Raw genomic sequence first — 15,434 nt, 5'->3', positions numbered from 1 at the left:
CCGGGCACGGCTGGTGGCGGCCGCAGGCAGATTCCTGCCGCCTTCCCGCCGCTACCCAACGCCGAGTGCCGACCGCGTTCCGCTCACTGCGAGAGGATCCGGTGCCCTGCCGCGGGCAGGGTCCAATGGCGGCCGGCCCGGAGGTGAGCAATCACGGCGTGCTGGACATCGGTCTCCGGCGTGAGTGACAACGCATCGGCCAGGTCATACACGTAGCGTCCGAAGGCGTGCTTGATCGCGTCGCGGTCGCCTCCGGTCAGCCCGTACTGGTCTTGGACGGGGTAGGGGTCGGGCGTGCGGGTGGAGGGGTCGAGTGCGGCGGTGAACCGGCGTAGTTCGTGGTCCTCGGGGAGGTACTCGGCCAGGTCCTGGTCGAGTAGCCAGCCCCCGACCTTGACGGTGAACGTTTCCCGCTCCCACTGGACGCCCTCCCCATACTCGTGTGGCAGGCGGCGCAGGAAGGCGTGGACGCGGTCCGCCCAGGCCTGGTCCGGCACGGTCGTCAGCGGCTGCGCTGTGTGGGGGACAAGCACCTCCACTCGCTCGTTCCACGCCACGCAGTCGAGCTGTTCCAGCCGGTAGACACGCCCGCAGAAGACAGCCGCCACGAAGTCGTGCTGGACCAGTCCTCCGTGCCCGGCTCCCGTCCGGTAGAGGGAGATCTTCTCGCCGAGGATCCCCAGACTCGCCGCCGATATCTCCTTCGGCACCCCGTTGACGAGGTGGAAGGCCCATGCGTGGGGGAACGCGGCCAGGAAGGCCACGGTGTAGAACCACCAGCCTTCCAGGCCGTGGTCGGGCATCACGGGACCGACCGGCATGTTGAAGCTCCGGCCCATCCGGGAGCGGAGCAGCGTGACCGTCCGCTCCAGCAGCCACAGCCACGGCTCAGCAACGGTCACGGCCTCGGCCGCGGCCGCGATGTCGGAGTGGTCCTCCCGGGGGATCCCCAGTTTCTCCATCAAGGCGATCAGGCTGTCACCCTCGGGCACCGCGGCTACCAGGACGGGGCCCTTCACGTTCTGCAGCGCTTCGGTCCAGTCCCGGAACTCCTCGCCCAGGCCCAGGGCCTCCCTGATGTCGCAAGCGGTCAGCGCCTGGCGGTCCGCCCGCGTCCACTGGCTCACCAGCTTCCGCAGCCCCCGCTCCGTACGGGAAGGGAACCGGAGCGCGGTCAGCATCTTCTCGTGGAGGGCGGCCTCCTCGGCTGCCTCCGCGTCCCGGTCGGCCGCCTCACGAGCGGCCATCCACCGCTTGCGCCACGCGGTCAGCCAGTCCATGTAGTGGAACTCGGCCTGGCCCGAAGTGGCGCCGGCGAGGGCGCAGGTGAGGTCGTAGTGGAGATCCTGCTTCCAGTGGCCGGTGTCGGAAGCGATCCTCACCAGCGCGCTGACCGCCTGCCGCGCCAGCTCCTCATGGGCGGCTGTCCTGTCCCCTGCGGCACGGGCCGGTGTCATGTGTGCCTCCTGAGGGGCGATGGTGGGTCGCGACGGCCGTGGGTGGAGATACCTGAGGCATTATTATCGTCGCTACGACGATAATAATGTGTTGTGATCATGCAGCCAAGCGAGCGGGTTCACCACGGCGGGCCCGTTCCTCCCACCCTCGTGCGCGGTGGCATGGGAGGCGCTCAAGGCGGGAGGTTGTCATCCGCCGGGGCGGCCGTAGGGTTGCCGAGTCCACCAGCCTCGAACACAGGGGCCCTCCTGCCGTGCGCATTGACCGCTTTCAGGCCTTTGTTCCCGAGACTCTCGCCCAGGCCCCCGAGGTCGCGACGGCGGAGCCCTGGCAGGAGGACGGCCGCCCGTACGGGGTCGTGGTGACGCTTCCCTCCGGCGCCCGAGTGTGGGTCGGGTTGTCGACGTCGCTCGCCGAGGGGGGCGAAGTTCTCCGAGGCTGAGCATCCGGTGAGGGCGCGACCGCCGCCCCGGTGGAGTGGCCGGCTCTCCTGGACGCGGGTGGGCAGACCGGGTCCGGCCCGGTGTGCGCCTACCTGGTTGCGGCGATCCTCAACGCCGGGCACCCCGAAGTCGCCGACGCCGCCGTGTACAGCGACGAGGCCAAGCACCCGGGGGTGCTGGTCATCTTCCACTCCGGCGCCAAGGGGTACGTCCTGCTCACCCACACCGCATAGGCCGGGCAGGCGCGGGGCGGGCGGGCCTTCGACCTTCAAAGCGCGTTCTGAATGCTGCTGCCCGTTCGAACGGCTGCCTGTCGGGACACGGCGCCCTCGGGAACGTTCCCCTTCCCGGGTGCCCTCATCGACGCCACCGGCCTGATGAACACCATCCGGCCCGAGCGGGGAGGGTCGGCGGGGTCGAACACCGCCGTGTAGTCGGTCAGGCGGTAGGGACCCATCTTCTCGCGTGGCCTGGCCGGGTGGTGCCGAACGGCAGGGAGGAGACCCGAACGAGAGACAAGAAGCGCTGAGGTGCTCACGCTTCGAGCATTCTCGCGGTGGAGCGAACCCACGGTGCTTACTCCGCGGTGGGCCGGACGTCCGTCGGTCAGCCCGAGTGCTGGTCTGCATAGGACGGTCCAGGTCCGGTCCTCAGGCGGCGTGTCCTTCCCGGTCCCGCAGCAGCAGGAATCTCTGGATCTCCGTCATGCCGGGCACGTAGCCGTCGAAGGTGTCCACCAGCAGGTTCGGGGCGTCCAGGCTGATGGGGACGAACTGATCGGGGTCGTAGAGCCCGGCCTTCATGTCGGCGAGGAGGGCCTTGTCACCATGGGCGGCCCTGTGGCTGTCGTGGTGGGCACGGTCGGAGATTCGCCGGGCGATGGTGGACGCGGGAGTGGTGCACCGGATGATCCGCAGGTCGGCGAAGGTCGTGAGCGGCTCCAGTCCGGGGCGCCAGAGGCGGTCCTGGAAGGCGGCTTCGGCGACGACGGTCGTGCCAGCCCGCAGAAGTACGGCGATCGTCGCGAAGAATGCCTCCAGGGCTGGGATGTTGAGGGGATCGTCACCATTGGGGTCGTGATCGGGGTGCGCAGGATAGCGGGGCAGCCCAGGTGCTGGGCGAGTTCCCGGGCGAGGGTGGTCTTGCCGGTCGCCGGAGGGCCGCTGACCACGGCCAGGAGCGGACGTTGGATAGGCACGGGGGGACTCCCGAGGTGGTGGAGGCGGCTGGCGTAGTGCCTAGGTTCCAGAGTTCTGCTTGTGGAGCCGGACAGCATGAAGCCAGGCTGGCGGGTCAGTTTCTCGTGTTCGGTTGGGTGGTGGCGGGCCATCGACGGAAGGGGCTGGTGTTCGACAAGGTGGTCGAGGGCGAGTCCGGCGGCGGTGAACTCGGCGAGCCGGTCCTGGAGGGGCTGGTGCCAGTAGCGGTGTGTCATGCCGTTCGACCAGGGCTCCTTGATGAAGCCGCTGGTGAAGTAGCTGCCGCCGCTGCCGAGCACAGGGTCGTCGACAAGCTCCTCGACCACCCGCTCCTGGAGCGCGACGCCGCGCTCGGGCCTCTGTCCGCCCACCACCGGCCCGCAGCGGCCGACTCCTGAACAGCCGGGCGTTCGGCCCGGGTCCGCCACCGCCGGACGCCTCCGGCACACCCACTGCCCCCACCCGCCCCCTCCTTCGAAGAAGCTGCTCAGGACGCCCGCCACCCCAGGCACACACACCGAGACGAATCAGCCATGAGCGGGCGTCGCCCGGTTAGGGCGAAAAGAGCCGCCTCGTAGCACTCTGGCCAGCGAGGCGGTGCGGTCTCAGAAGGCGGTGCGGATGTCGCTGCGCAGGTCGCCGGCCACCTTCTGATCCTCGTAAAGACCGTCCTGTGCCAGGCGGCGCCAGGGCCGGGCGTATCGAAGGGCCACGTTGATGTCCGGGTCGGCCGAGTCGAGGTCTATGTCCGTGACCGCCAGAGCGGGTTGCCCGTCTGTGGGGCACTGTGCGAGCCACCGGCCGCCGGGCGCCACGATCCCAGACGGCACTGTGGCACTGAACTGTGCCGGTACGGCGTAGCCCAGCCAGTAGCTGTACAGCGTTCCGTAGGCCTGGGCGACGCGCGCCCTCGGAGCGTCGTCGACCATCACGGAGAGCAGGACGCAGTCGACGTCCAGGCGCTCGTACTCGGCGAAGAGCGGCGGGAAGTTCGCCTCGACGCACAGTGCGCAGCCGATCCGGATTCCATCTACCTCGAAGACCACCGGCTCGCGCCCTGGGGTGTACAGGTAGGAGACCTCGGTGTGCGACAGGAACCGTTTGTCGTACCGCGCGACCAGCTCGCCGCGGTCAGAGACGATGAAGAGGCTGTTGTGGGGCCGGTTCGGTGGTGTGAGGGGGTGGATCGACCCGAACGCCGTCCACAGCCGCAGTTCCCCCGCCAGCGCGGCTATCGACTCGGCCTCCTCGCGCAGGACGTCCCAGGCGGCCCGGCTCCAGTCGGCCGGGACCATCTCCCCGTCCGGGGCGGTCGCCATCACGTGCTTGCTCGGGTAGGTGATCGCCCCCTCGGGGAACTGCACCAGCCGCGCCCCCGCGCGGGCGGCCTCGGCCATCAGGGTCCGGATCTCCTGCCCGGCCGACCGGAGCGCGCCGCGGTCGGTGGGGTCTTCTGGCACGGTGCTCTGCGCGACGGCCAGCCGCAATGTCCTCGCCATGGCGCGGACGCTACGCGACCCGCTGCTTGCCCGGCCCGATGCTCCGGCTGGCCCGGCCGGATCCGCTCGGGTTCTGTCCGGTTCGCCGACGTCGTCGCCGCCATCACCTTCCTCGCCAACCCCAACGCATCGTCAGCGGTGGCGCAGTGCGCTGTGGAGGTCTCCCGATTCCAACGGGCGCCCTAGGGAGCGTATTGGATCGTGATCAATCTGTCGGTTTTGCCTGCGTGGCGGGGCCTGGACAGGTAGACCTTCTTGGGTGACTCGTGTGCAACTGACTGATGCGGAGTGGGAGTTCATCGGGCCGTACCTGCCGATCGGCGAGTACGGCCCGTACCCCGAGAGACTGCGGCAGCAGTTCGAAGGCGTGATCTGGCGGTTCAAGACGGGCGGGCAGTGGCGGGAGATGCCGGCGGAGTTCGGCGCCTGGTCGACGGTCCACAACCGCTTCCGGCAGTGGCGTGACGCCGGGGTCTTCGAAGCCTTGATGGAGGGCCTGATCGCGGAGGCCGCGAAGCGGGGCGAGGTGGACCTGTCCCTGGTCAGCATTGACTCCACCACCGCCCGGGCCCCTCACGACGCGGCCGGCATGCACCTGGACGAGGAGGTCCTCACCGCTTTGGAGAAGGCCGCCGCCGAGGCGGAGAAGGCCAGGTCAAAGGGGGCGACTGCGGCGAACAAACCGGGCAGGAGACCGAAGGCGATCCTGAACGGGAAGAGCGGCGGCGTATCCGGCGCCGACGCAGACTCCGGCTGAAGGCCGCCCTGCTCGGACGCTCCAGGGGCGGACAGACCAGCAAGATCCATGTCGCTGGCGACCGGAAGTGCCGCCCGCTGGCGTTCATCCTGACCGCGGGACAGGCGGCCGACTGCCCGCAGTTCATCCCCGTGCTGGGGAAGGTACGGGTCCGCGGGCCCGTAGGCCGTCCCCCCACCCGGCCGGACGCGGTCGCCGGGGACAAGGCGTACTCGTCCCGCGACAACCGCGCCCACCTGCGCAAACGCCGCATCAAGGCAGTCATCCCGGAGAAGAAGGACCAGGCCGCCAACCGGAAGAAGAAGGGCTCCAGAGGCGGCCGGCCCGTCGGCCACGACGCCGATCTCTACAAGGAGCGGAACACCGTCGAGCGGCTGATCAACAAGCTGAAGGCCTGGCGAGGGATCGCCACACGGTACGACAAGACCCCCGACAGCTACCTCGCCGGCCTCCACCTACGCGCCTCGATGATCTGGCTCAAAGACCTCACCCGGACCACCTAATGATCACAACCAAATACGCTCCCTAGCAGGTCAGGTCCTTCGCGGGCAGTCGGCCTGTGGTCAAGTATCGCGTGACGCCGGCGTCCGCGCAGGACGGGCCGGCCACCACCACACCGTGGCCCTCGCCCCCGGCCACCGTGACCATCCGCGCGCCGTGCAGCGCCCGCCTCATGCCCTGCGCCATGGCCAGCGTCGCCTGCGGGTCCCACTGGTTCTGCACGATCAGCGCGTTGACGTCATTACTCACCGCGGTGGCCGGCTCGCTGCCCGCCGACTTCCAGAACGCGCACGGTTGAATGTTGGCCCCCAGGTCGCCGGCCAGCGGGTACTTGGCCTGGTCTCGGATCGCGTCCTGGCGGTACTGCTCGGGGTCGCGCGGCCAGCTGCGGGTGTCGCCGCAGAAGACGGCCCACACGACGGCGGACGCGTTGTCCGCCGGAACGGCCGCACCGAACCCTCCCGCCCCCGCCCCCGTGTCGGCGGTCCGAACCGGAGCGGAGTCGGTCACCACCGCCGCGGTCGGCGTGGCCGGCGCGGGCGATCCCCCCGCGGCCGCGGTCTTCAACGCGACGATCCACGGGGTGACGGTCTCAACGTGGACGAACGCGCCATACTGGGAACGGACGGCGCCGCCGCTGAGCGTCCCACCCTGTACCGGTACGGGCGTGCGGTCGGCGCGGGCGATCAGCTCCCAGTACGTCTTCCGGACCTCCGCCTGAGTCGAGCCCAGCCCGTACGTGGCGTTGCGCGCGGCGGCCCACTCGGTCCACCGGGTGAAGGCGAGTTCTGCCCCCGCCGACCATCCCCGGAACAGACCTCGCCACGCGAGCGCCGGATCGAGCGCGCTGTCGAGCACGAAACGGTCCGAACGCCGGGGGAACATCTGCGTGTATACAGCGCCCAGGTATGTGCCGTACGAGTGCCCGAAGTAGGAGATCTTCCTCTCCCCCAGTGCCGCCCGGACGATGTCCATGTCCCGCGCCGTGTTGCGGGTGGTGATGTGCGGCAGCACGTCCCCCGCCTTGGCCCAGCACTTGTCGGCCACCGTCCGGGCCCGGGCCACGTCCTTCTCGAAGGTTCCCGCATCGTAGGGGTGATGGAAGGTCTGTTCGTCGCTCGTCAGGTCGCAGCCGATCGGCGAGCTCTGCCCGACCCCGCGAGGGTCGAAGCCGATCAGGTCGAACCGCTCGCGTACCTCCTTCGGCAACAGCGGCTCCATCTCCACGGGCATGGTCAGCCCCGGACCGCCCGGGCCCCCGGGGTTCATCAGCAGTATCCCGTGCCGTTCCTTCGCGCTGCCCGCCTTGATCCGCGATATGGCGAGGTCGATCTTCCGGCCTCCGGGGTCGCCATAGTCCAGTGGCACCTTGACCTTCGCGCACTCGAACGCTGCCGGGTGGCCCGTATCGCAGCGCTCCCAACGGAGATTCTGCTGGGCGTACGGCTGAAGCGGATCCCCCGCCGCGAACGCTGTCGCGGGGGTGAGCGCTGCCATCACGGTCGTCGCCGCACCGACGGTCAGTACGGAAATCGTTCGTCCGCCTCGAAGAAACATGCGCCAGTCCTCTGTGCAGAGTGAGTGTCTCGGGTTGCCTCCAGTCTCTGTTCCGTCCACTCGTACCTCGTACGGCTCGGGGATGGGCTCGTGATCCAACTTGTGGTGTACGACGACGCACCGAGGTGGTTCTGGAGTCCAACTCCTCGGCATTCATCGGTCAGGGTGCGTGCCCGACCGGCCACTGCCGGCCGTCACCCCGTGGACACCCGGCCCCGCGGCGCAGCAATGGCACACGGGGCCGCGGCGCCGACGGCAACGGTCGATCGGTGTGCCGTCGGCGTCAGGGCAGGAGCGGGAGAACACGGTTGCCGCGTTCCGCCATCCGCTGGGGTGGGGACGACACCAGACTTCTTGCGACCCCACACCGATCGGGCTGCCGCTCCTCGCCACGGTCCACACCAGCGGACGGAAGCCAACGACAAGGCATTGTTGATCAGTTGAGGCCCACCGCCGTCCGCATCCACACGCGGACAGCAGGGGCCCGGCATAGGCGTTCCATGCAGTGCCGGCCGCGTCCCGAGCGGTGGCAGAGGGGGAGCGGCGAGGGTCGGGCGCCGGCCAGCGGCCAAGTTCATGTCGGCGGTGAGCTCGTCAGGAGCGGCGGTGACGCGCCAGGCCAGCGCGTCGGCCCGCTCGACGAAGCCTCGCAACCTTCCGGTCTCACCTGATCAGCGCACGAAGCCCCCGCCCCCCGACCCTTAGGGGTTAGGGCAGGGATACCCGATGTCGCGTGTTCACCGCTCACGCTCCCACCTCGTTCCGCCAAACACCGCCCGTCGCCGCGTCCACGGTCGGGACGCGGGGCTGCCCCGGGCCGGTACCCGCAGTGTCCGACCCGACCGGGCCAAGCTCGCGCCGACCACCGAGGCCAATGCGCAACGAGGTCGGCCACATCTGCCGGCAGCCGTGAACAGCAGCGTCGGAATACCTACCGGCGCCCCCGGAGAAGGGGATCACGTCCACACCACGATCCTGCTGCACAGTGATCCACCACAGCAGAACGTCCCGGGGCCTCCACTTCGCTGACCTCCCGGCTCAACGACGGGCGAGGTGGTGTGTCACGCCCAGTCCACGCCCAGCTTCGCGAGGGCGGCGAGCTGGTCGGCGGTGAGCTTGTCCCGCCGGCTCTTGGTGTTGGAGACCCACACACCCAGCTTCACGACGACCGGCTCCGCCTCGCCCTCGACCGCGATCTCCTCCCCGTGGGCCCTGGGGACGGGCCGATGGGCGCCTTCCCGCTCCACCCACTGTGTGAGGGCTGCCAGGCCCCGCTGGAACGCCTGCTGCGCCTTGCTCGGCCCCTTCGCCGCACGGCTGGCCGCCGGGGCCGGAGGCGGCGCCTGGGCGGGTTCCACGCCCAGCGCGGTCAGCCGCGCCTGCTGCTCGGGCAACAGGCGCGCCCAAGTGGTCGGCTGCTTCTGCTGCTGGAGCCACCGCCCGATGTCGTCGCCGTCCAGCAGCACGCCCGGGGCGATGTCGGGCAGCTGCCCGTCGGCGTCGACCAGGTCGGCCAGGACGCGGCAGTGGCGCTGCCAGTCCAGGGGCCAGGGGCAGTTCCAGTCCTTGTCGATCGCGGCGAGCTGCGCGGCCCGGGTCGTGGCGGTGTCCTCGTCCTTCCCGAGGCCGTTCTTCGCGCCCTTCCGGCGGAGGTTGGCCATGTACTGCCCGACGGGCACCATCTCGTCGTCCTCGCCCCACATGGCGTCCTGCCGGGGCGCGAGGTGTTCGGTGGCGCGCCGGTAAGAGCGGAGTGCGGCGAGTTTGGCTTCCCACGCTTCCTTGCCGGGTTCCCACACCATCCCGGCCTCCGGCGCGTGCAGCAGGACGTTGCGGCGGTCCTCGAGTTCCCCGGTGCGCAGGCCTTGCGCTGCTGGTGCACCCACCGGCGGAGCGGGAACGCCTTCGTGACGCCGACCTCGGTCTCGGTGTCATGCGGGACGGCGTAGAGGCCGGTGATGTCGTTCTCGGCCTGCCACCGGTTCAGGGCCTGGTGGCCCTCCAGCCACACCTGGGATTCGGGCTGGTAGATGCGGGTGCGCAGGAAGGCGGCGATGGGGGGCGTCGACGCCCGAGTCGTGGACGGCGACCGCCGGCTCGTCCCCGGTGATCACGGCGATCACGGCGCGCACGGCAGCTCCACGGTGATGACGGTCGGGCCACCGGCGGGGCTGCGGCAGGAGAACGTGCCGTCGACGGACGCGACGCGCTTGGCGAGCCCGGCGAGTCCGGTGCCGCCGGCCGGCGCGAGATCCGCGCCGCCCACTCCGTCGTCCGCGACGACCACCAGCAGTGTTTCCCCGATCCGCTCCACCGTCACGTTCGCCCGGGTCGCCTGGGCGTGTTTGACCACGTTCGTCAGGGCTTCGGAGACCACGAAGTACGCGACGGCCTCGACCGTGGGTGAGGGGCGCTGCGGCAGGTCCACCGCCAGGCGCACCGGGATCGGGAGGCGGGCGGCGACCCCGGACAGCGCGGCGTCGAGGCCGCGGTCCTCGAGGACCGCCGGGTGTAGGCCTCGCACCAGGTTGCTCAGCTCGGCGATCGCCTCCTTCGCCTCGCGGTGCGCCTCGTCGATCACCTTGCGGGCGTCTTCCGGCAGGTCGCCGAGGGTGGACCTGGCCAGGCCCAGGTTGACGGCGAGTGAGACGAGGCGCTGCTGTGCGCCGTCGTGCAGGTCGCGCTCGATCCGCCGTCGTTCCGCGTCGGCGGCGTCGAGCACACCGGCCCGGCTCTCGGAGAGGTCGGCGACCCGGCGGGCCAGCTTCTCCGCGCGGCTGGGGCCGAGCAGGACCTCGGCCGCACGGGTCTCCAGCCGCACCAGAGCGCCGGCCAGCCGGGGCCAGAGGAACAGCAGGGCGAGGCCGCCGGCGGTGAGGTACGCGGCCTGCGTGGTGTGCCCGAGGGCGGTGACCCGCCACTGCGGGGGCAGCGCCCACATCCATACGTAGATGGAGGCGGCCACGAGAGCGGTGGCCCAGACAGCGAGGACGGCGAGGTCCAGAAGGGCGAACAGCGGACCCGCCACGGCGTGGTAGCAGGCCTGCCGCCACAAGGCCCGCGTGGTCAGCCGGCGCACCGCCGACTTCCAGCTGCGTCCCGGTCCGGGTACGGCGGGGCACGGGAGGTCCTTGCCGATGAGCGCCCGGTAGCGCCGCCGCTGCCCCATGGTCAGCAGGGGTGTCACCGCGAGCGTGAGCAGCACGGGCAGCGGAGTCAGAACCGGCACCAACGCCGCCAGCGTGCCGAGCAGCCAGAGCCACATCGGCACCACGGCAAGGTGGAGCGGCAGGCCGGCGGCGACGAGCGCGGTTTGGTGTCCCGCCCTGCGGAACGTCCGGGCCAGCACCAGCCTTAGCCACGTGGTGTGTTGCATGCGTCATACGGTAAAGCCGCAGGCCATCACCGTGCCATGACGCTCTTGCCCGGTTCAGGGGTGCACTTGTCTCCACCCCGGGTCGGAACCCTGCGTGACTGACGGCGCCCTGGTGTGTGGCGGAGGGTGGAGCACGTGAAGGGGAGAGCCGGCGGGGAGCGGGGGAAGACGATGCGTCACCTGGTGTTGTGCAAGGACGAATCGGCCGGTGCTGAGGGCTTGGACCGCGCCGAGGTCATCCCGCTCCACGAAGAGGCGCAGGAGCCGCGCCCGGCGCGGGGCATGCGGCGGGCCGGGTGGCTGCTGGTCGCCTGCGGGCTCACCCTGCTGCCGTGGCTGTACGTGCTGGCCACCGGCCTCCCGGCCACCGCGACCGCGGCACACTGGCCGGTCGTCTGGGTCGGGCTCGACGCGCTGGAGGCGCTCGGCCTGATCGCCACCGGACTCTTCGCCGCCCGCGGTGACCGGCGGCACGCCCTGGCAGGCGCCGCGACCGCGACGCTGCTTGTGGTGGACGCCTGGTTCGACACCACGACCGCGGCCCCGGGCGGCGACTTCGCCACCGCGCTCGCCATGGCCCTCGGCGCCGAGCTGCCGCTCGCCGCGCTGTGCGGCCGGCTGGCGCTGCGGGCGCTGAGCCGGCACGCGTGACGCCGACCGCCCAGCCACCTTCCACGGACCACATCAATCCACCGGAGGACATCATGCACCACATCACCACCGCCCCCGTCGCCCCGATCGCGGCCCGGACCCGCTGGGCGGTCGCCGCCGGCGTCGGCGCCGCGTTGGCCGCCGCCTGGTGGCTGGGCGACACGGCGCCCTATCCGTACGCTCAGCGCGGCCTCCTCGACCTGCCGTTGCCGTTCCTGACAGCCGACCGGATGGATGCCGTACTGCAACCGCGGCCGGGGGAGCGGATCCTGGAGATCGGCCCGGGGACGGGCCTGCAGTCGCTGCACGTCGCCCCGCAGCTCGGGCCGGAGGGACGGCTCGATGTGCTCGACATCCAGGAGGAGATGCTCGACCAGGTGATGCGCCGCGCCGAGCGCGACGGCCTGGCGACGATCAGGCCCACCCACTCGGACGCACGTGAACTTCCCTATCCCGACGGGACGTTCGCCGCCGTATACGCCGTGACCGCCCTCGGTGAGATCCCCGAGCCGGGTCGGGTACTGCGCGAGGCGGCACGGGTGCTGGCACCGGGCGGACGGCTGGTGATCGGCGAGTTCTTCGACCGGCACTGGATCCCGTTCGGCCGGTTGCACCGGCTCGCCGACGCCGCCGGCCTCCACCTGACCGAGCGCCGCGGCCCAAGCACGGCATACCTCGCCCGCTTCCGACCCTGCGGAGCCGACACGCCGGGTCACCAGAACGAGCGCCTCGCCCACAGCGACCGGGACACCAACGGCGGGGAAGCGTGAGCACCGCACGCAGGGACCGCGATCACCGAGACAGGTGCAGCTCGCCGCCGTCCATGACTGCCACGCCCTGAGAGCCGTGCGCGATCCTGCGGAGGACCTCGTCGGGGTTCGGGGCGCAGAGGTCCTCGTGCGGCCGATCCGCCGCCAGACGGAACAGTGCGCCCCGGGGAGCGCGGCCGAACGTGGTGCGCACGGACACCAACGTCGTCGCAAAGAACGAGCAGACCAGTGGAACCTTCTGCAGCCGCCTACCACGGCTCGTCGTCGATCTTGTGGGGTCCGCCCCGGCCGGCGGGACCGCCACCGGCTCGGTGGCCGCGACCCTGCGCCGCACGTTGGACCGGTTCGCCGAGGACACCGGGCTGATGGTGGAGGGGGAACTGGCCGAGGTCGACTGCGACCAACCGACCCGCATCGCGCTGCTGCGCTGTACGCAGGAATCGCTGGCCAACGTCCGCAAGCACGCGGCGGCGTCCACGGTCTCGGTGGTCCTGGCCTGGCAGCCGGGGGCCATCGAGCTGGAGGTCACCGACGACGGCCGCGGGTTCGCCGTCGGCTCTTCCCGCGGCTTCGGGCTGAACGGGATGCGGCGCCGGCTGGAGGAGTTCGCGGGGAGTTGACCGTCACCAGCTCGGTCGGGGACGGCACCCGCGTCCTGGTCCTCATACCGGCGTACAGCGAGGAGACGACGTGAGCACCGCATCGACGGGCACCGCGGACGGCCGGGACGGCGGCGCGGGCCGTCTCCGCGTGATCACGGCGGACGATCACACGGTGATGCGCGCCGGACTGGTGGCCCTGTTGTCCGCGGAGCCGAGTCTGGAGATCGTCGACGAGGCGGAGGACGGTGCCGCCGCCGTCGCACTCGCCGCCCGGCTGGAGCCCGACGTGGCTCTGCTCGATCTGCGCATGCCCGTACTGGACGGGGTGGGCGCCACCGCCGCGATCACGGCCGCGCACCCGCGGACCCGGGTGCTGATCCTCACCACGTACGACATCGACACCGAGATCGAACGGGCGGTCGAGGCCGGCGCCACCGGTTACCTGCTCAAGGACACCACCCGCGAGCAGCTCGTGGACGCCATCCACGCCGTGTCCCGCGGGGAGACGGTCCTCGCCCCGCGCGTGGCACAGCAGTTGGTCGCCCGGATGCGGCGGCCTGCGCGGGTGGCCCTCACCGCACGCGAGAGCGAGGTGCTGCGCGCGGTCGCGGACGGACTGTCCGACGCCGAGATCGGCAGACGGTTGTTCATCGGAGAGGCCACGGTCAAGACGCACCTGCTGCGGATCTTTGCCAAGCTCGACGTCGGCGACCGGACCCGCGCGGTGGTCGTCGCCATGGAGAACGGCCTCCTGGCGCGCGGATAGCGCCGGCCTGGGGACCACCCGAGAGGGACGGCGGCCAGGGCGGTGGGGAAGTAGCCGGCGAGGCGGGCCAGGTTGGCCAGGGCCCGGCGGGCCTTGGGTGCGAGGCGGCCGCCCATACGCCGAGCGTCACGGGCACCGGCTCTGTCTCGCCGACCGTGATCTCCTTTTCCAGTGGTACCGAGGTGAAACCGGGCCGCGCTGGATCGATGCCGGTCAGTGCCAGGTACAGCCGGCCGTCCTCATCGAGGACCGTGGCCCGCGTAGTAGACGAGCAGCAGGTCGCCCGCTTCACGGGCCGCCCGGTGCAGTGACGCTCCGACGCCGCGATGGTCGCCCGGATCGGGCAGGACGCGGCAGTGCTCGGGCGCGAGCAGCCGGTGGCGCGGGTGGGTGAGGGCGCGGTGCAGGGTGTCCAGGTTGTTCCGCACGGCGGGGATCGACGGCAGGTCGCCGTCGGCGAACTTGCTCGCCCCGATGAGCACCGCGCGGCTGGAGGGACTGTGTGGAGATCGAGGCAGGGACTTCGCAGCGGCCCCCCCTCCCGGCGGGACGGGGGGCCGGGGTCATGCGCGGGCGGCTGCTCAGCGTTCCTGGACGAACGTGCTGCCCTTGCGGGATCCCTCGGAGCAGGAACGCTTCTCCGAGGTGGTCATCTTCCGGCTCTTCACCACGACCGCATTGCTCTTTCCGTCGGTGCCGTTCTGAACCGGGCCAGTGATGGTGTCCTGGAAGTACCAGTAGTAGTGACCCCACTTGGGGCTGTCGTAGTGGGTCTGCCAGGTGCCGGAGACCTTCTGCATCACCTGTGCCCGCGAGATCCAGCCCACCTCGCCGGGCTTCACCGTCATGTTGAGCGAACTGCTTTCCGAGTGGGAGCTCGACCAACTGTGGCTGTAACTGGCGGTTACGCTCAGGTCCACTATGCCCGCGATCTTGCCGCCAGCGGTGACGGAGACGCCCAAGGAGTCGGTGGATCCCACCGTGTCGTCCCACGTCATCGCCTGAGTGGCATCAGACGTGCTGCAGTTGAAGAGGGAGTTCGACACCTGCCGGAACTCGCCCAGGTACGCCTCTTCGAGCTGGGGCGAGTTGAACGTGCACTTGCCTTCGCCCGAGGCGCAGTCCGCCATGAGCTGCTGCCGTGTGGGCTGGTCGGCGGCGGACGCTGGAAGGGTGGCCGCCGCCGCAACTGCGCAGGTTGCGATCATCATGGTCAGCGCGCGGGCTGCGTAGCGCCTGACGCGGTTCGTTGTCATCGTGGAGCCTCTCGCCGTACTGGGGGGTCGGTGAACCGCCATACGGCAGCGGCGAATCCAGCCACCACCGAACGAACGTTTCATCACCGCCTGTTACTTCTGCGATTCTCCAGGCGGGTACGAGTCGGACGGCGTGAATGAGCCACCTTACCCATGCCCTTCCCGCATGCGGTGAGCGTGCGGACCTGCACGCTCAGTTGCCCGGTGTGGCCGGATCCGCCGCAAGACCGAGGGACACCGCTTTTGCCGCGGTCGTCGGATGTTCCGCTCAGCCACTGGCCCGTAGTCGAGGCCACGTCACACCGCATGGTCGGCGATCGGATGGTCGATCCAGGTGTCAGTGGACGGTTCGTGCGTCTTTGGATGGATCTGCTGTCGCCTGGTCGTGTGGCGACGGGGCGGAATCTGCGGGTCTGCCCTCGATGTTGCCTTCGCAGCCCTCTCTTACGGCGGTCGGAGGGTGCTATGGGTGGAGATCGGACCGCTAGCCCCAATGCCGCGTAGTCAGAGGACGTTAAGTCCGTTTCTGGTAGCAGCCTCGTCCGGGCTGGGTGAGGAAGCCTTGGCGGGTGAGGCGTCCGAGGCGGCTGCGGGTGATG

The 15,434-nt window shown here is 70.5% G+C and carries 13 protein-coding genes and 3 pseudogenes; 7 read left to right on the top strand and 9 right to left on the bottom strand.

The window, feature by feature from the left end; all coding sequences use genetic code 11:
* Positions 1 to 83 precede the first annotated feature (83 nt).
* Positions 84 to 1,457 (bottom strand): acyltransferase domain-containing protein, encoded by a 1,374-nt coding sequence (locus tag ACFY15_RS35365; RefSeq protein WP_390826882.1) that lies wholly within the window; start codon positions 1,455 to 1,457, stop codon positions 84 to 86.
* 473 nt (positions 1,458 to 1,930) lie between these two features.
* Here ACFY15_RS35365 and ACFY15_RS35360 point away from each other — a divergent pair, with 473 nt between their 5' ends.
* Positions 1,931 to 2,134 carry a hypothetical protein gene (locus tag ACFY15_RS35360; RefSeq protein WP_390826881.1) on the top strand — a complete coding sequence of 68 codons (204 nt, stop codon included), beginning with the start codon at positions 1,931 to 1,933 and terminating at the stop codon, positions 2,132 to 2,134.
* A gap of 417 nt (positions 2,135 to 2,551) precedes the next feature.
* On the opposite strand, the gene ACFY15_RS35355 is transcribed toward ACFY15_RS35360, so the two are convergent.
* The gene (locus ACFY15_RS35355) at positions 2,552 to 2,704 is read right to left on the bottom strand and encodes a hypothetical protein (RefSeq protein ID WP_390826880.1); all 153 of its coding nucleotides are present in this window, start codon (positions 2,702 to 2,704) and stop codon (positions 2,552 to 2,554) included.
* A gap of 542 nt (positions 2,705 to 3,246) precedes the next feature.
* On the opposite strand from ACFY15_RS35355, the gene ACFY15_RS35350 reads away from it, so the two are divergent.
* Positions 3,247 to 3,498: a hypothetical protein gene (locus ACFY15_RS35350; RefSeq protein ID WP_390826879.1), complete on the top strand. Its 252-nt coding sequence runs from the start codon at positions 3,247 to 3,249 to the stop codon at positions 3,496 to 3,498.
* Between the two features lie 207 nt (positions 3,499 to 3,705).
* Here ACFY15_RS35350 and ACFY15_RS35345 read toward each other — a convergent pair whose 3' ends face one another.
* Positions 3,706 to 4,599, bottom strand: coding sequence for a carbon-nitrogen hydrolase family protein (locus ACFY15_RS35345; RefSeq protein WP_390826878.1), 894 nt, complete (start codon positions 4,597 to 4,599; stop codon positions 3,706 to 3,708).
* Positions 4,600 to 4,858: 259 nt separating this feature from the next.
* On the opposite strand from ACFY15_RS35345, the pseudogene ACFY15_RS35340 reads away from it, so the two are divergent.
* Positions 4,859 to 5,859 (top strand): annotated as a pseudogene (locus ACFY15_RS35340) (IS5 family transposase).
* A 22-nt stretch (positions 5,860 to 5,881) separates the two neighbouring features.
* Here the strand turns inward: ACFY15_RS35340 and ACFY15_RS35335 are convergent.
* The 3 genes and pseudogenes from ACFY15_RS35335 to ACFY15_RS35325 all read right to left on the bottom strand — a co-directional run bounded on the left by ACFY15_RS35335 (position 5,882) and on the right by ACFY15_RS35325 (position 10,790).
* The gene (locus tag ACFY15_RS35335; RefSeq protein WP_390826877.1) at positions 5,882 to 7,225 is read right to left on the bottom strand and encodes an alpha/beta hydrolase; all 1,344 of its coding nucleotides are present in this window, start codon (positions 7,223 to 7,225) and stop codon (positions 5,882 to 5,884) included.
* 1,250 nt (positions 7,226 to 8,475) lie between these two features.
* Positions 8,476 to 9,470, bottom strand: a pseudogene (locus ACFY15_RS35330) (helicase associated domain-containing protein); the annotation flags it as partial.
* A gap of 63 nt (positions 9,471 to 9,533) precedes the next feature.
* Positions 9,534 to 10,790 (bottom strand): histidine kinase, encoded by a 1,257-nt coding sequence (locus ACFY15_RS35325; RefSeq protein WP_390690926.1) that lies wholly within the window; start codon positions 10,788 to 10,790, stop codon positions 9,534 to 9,536.
* Positions 10,791 to 10,925: 135 nt separating this feature from the next.
* Between ACFY15_RS35325 and ACFY15_RS35320 the strand changes: the two genes are divergently transcribed.
* Both ACFY15_RS35320 and ACFY15_RS35315 read left to right on the top strand, forming a co-directional pair.
* Positions 10,926 to 11,441 carry a hypothetical protein gene (locus tag ACFY15_RS35320; RefSeq protein WP_390690927.1) on the top strand — a complete coding sequence of 172 codons (516 nt, stop codon included), beginning with the start codon at positions 10,926 to 10,928 and terminating at the stop codon, positions 11,439 to 11,441.
* 53 nt (positions 11,442 to 11,494) lie between these two features.
* Positions 11,495 to 12,211, top strand: a complete 717-nt coding sequence (locus ACFY15_RS35315; RefSeq protein ID WP_390690928.1) for a class I SAM-dependent methyltransferase — start codon at positions 11,495 to 11,497, stop codon at positions 12,209 to 12,211.
* Positions 12,212 to 12,233: 22 nt separating this feature from the next.
* On the opposite strand, the gene ACFY15_RS35310 is transcribed toward ACFY15_RS35315, so the two are convergent.
* Complete coding sequence (locus ACFY15_RS35310; RefSeq protein WP_390690929.1) at positions 12,234 to 12,404, bottom strand: hypothetical protein; 171 nt, start codon at positions 12,402 to 12,404, stop codon at positions 12,234 to 12,236.
* 76 nt (positions 12,405 to 12,480) lie between these two features.
* On the opposite strand from ACFY15_RS35310, the pseudogene ACFY15_RS35305 reads away from it, so the two are divergent.
* Positions 12,481 to 12,905, top strand: a pseudogene (locus tag ACFY15_RS35305) (sensor histidine kinase); the annotation flags it as partial.
* The gene (locus tag ACFY15_RS35300; protein ID WP_390690930.1) at positions 12,902 to 13,579 is read left to right on the top strand and encodes a response regulator; all 678 of its coding nucleotides are present in this window, start codon (positions 12,902 to 12,904) and stop codon (positions 13,577 to 13,579) included. The pseudogene ACFY15_RS35305 and the gene ACFY15_RS35300, both read left to right, overlap by 4 nt.
* A gap of 239 nt (positions 13,580 to 13,818) precedes the next feature.
* Here the strand turns inward: ACFY15_RS35300 and ACFY15_RS35295 are convergent, their stop codons facing one another.
* Positions 13,819 to 14,061: a hypothetical protein gene (locus ACFY15_RS35295; protein WP_390690931.1), complete on the bottom strand. Its 243-nt coding sequence runs from the start codon at positions 14,059 to 14,061 to the stop codon at positions 13,819 to 13,821.
* Between the two features lie 99 nt (positions 14,062 to 14,160).
* Positions 14,161 to 14,835 carry a hypothetical protein gene (locus ACFY15_RS35290; protein ID WP_390690932.1) on the bottom strand — a complete coding sequence of 225 codons (675 nt, stop codon included), beginning with the start codon at positions 14,833 to 14,835 and terminating at the stop codon, positions 14,161 to 14,163.
* Between the last annotated feature and the right edge of the window lie 599 nt (positions 14,836 to 15,434).

It is taken from the genome of Streptomyces sp. NPDC001373 (genome assembly GCF_042895815.1).
Classification (GTDB): Bacteria; Actinomycetota; Actinomycetes; order Streptomycetales; family Streptomycetaceae; genus Streptomyces.
This window is presented reverse-complemented; position numbering and strand designations above follow the sequence as displayed.

Coding starts and splice junctions, on each gene's coding strand:
- ACFY15_RS35365 (WP_390826882.1), bottom strand. CDS start 1,457: ATGACACCGGCCCGTGCCGCAGGGGACAGGACAGCCGCCCATGAGGAG.
- ACFY15_RS35315 (WP_390690928.1), top strand. CDS start 11,495: ATGCACCACATCACCACCGCCCCCGTCGCCCCGATCGCGGCCCGGACC.
- ACFY15_RS35355 (WP_390826880.1), bottom strand. CDS start 2,704: ATGAAGGCCGGGCTCTACGACCCCGATCAGTTCGTCCCCATCAGCCTG.
- ACFY15_RS35290 (WP_390690932.1), bottom strand. CDS start 14,835: ATGACAACGAACCGCGTCAGGCGCTACGCAGCCCGCGCGCTGACCATG.
- ACFY15_RS35325 (WP_390690926.1), bottom strand. CDS start 10,790: ATGCAACACACCACGTGGCTAAGGCTGGTGCTGGCCCGGACGTTCCGC.
- ACFY15_RS35345 (WP_390826878.1), bottom strand. CDS start 4,599: ATGGCGAGGACATTGCGGCTGGCCGTCGCGCAGAGCACCGTGCCAGAA.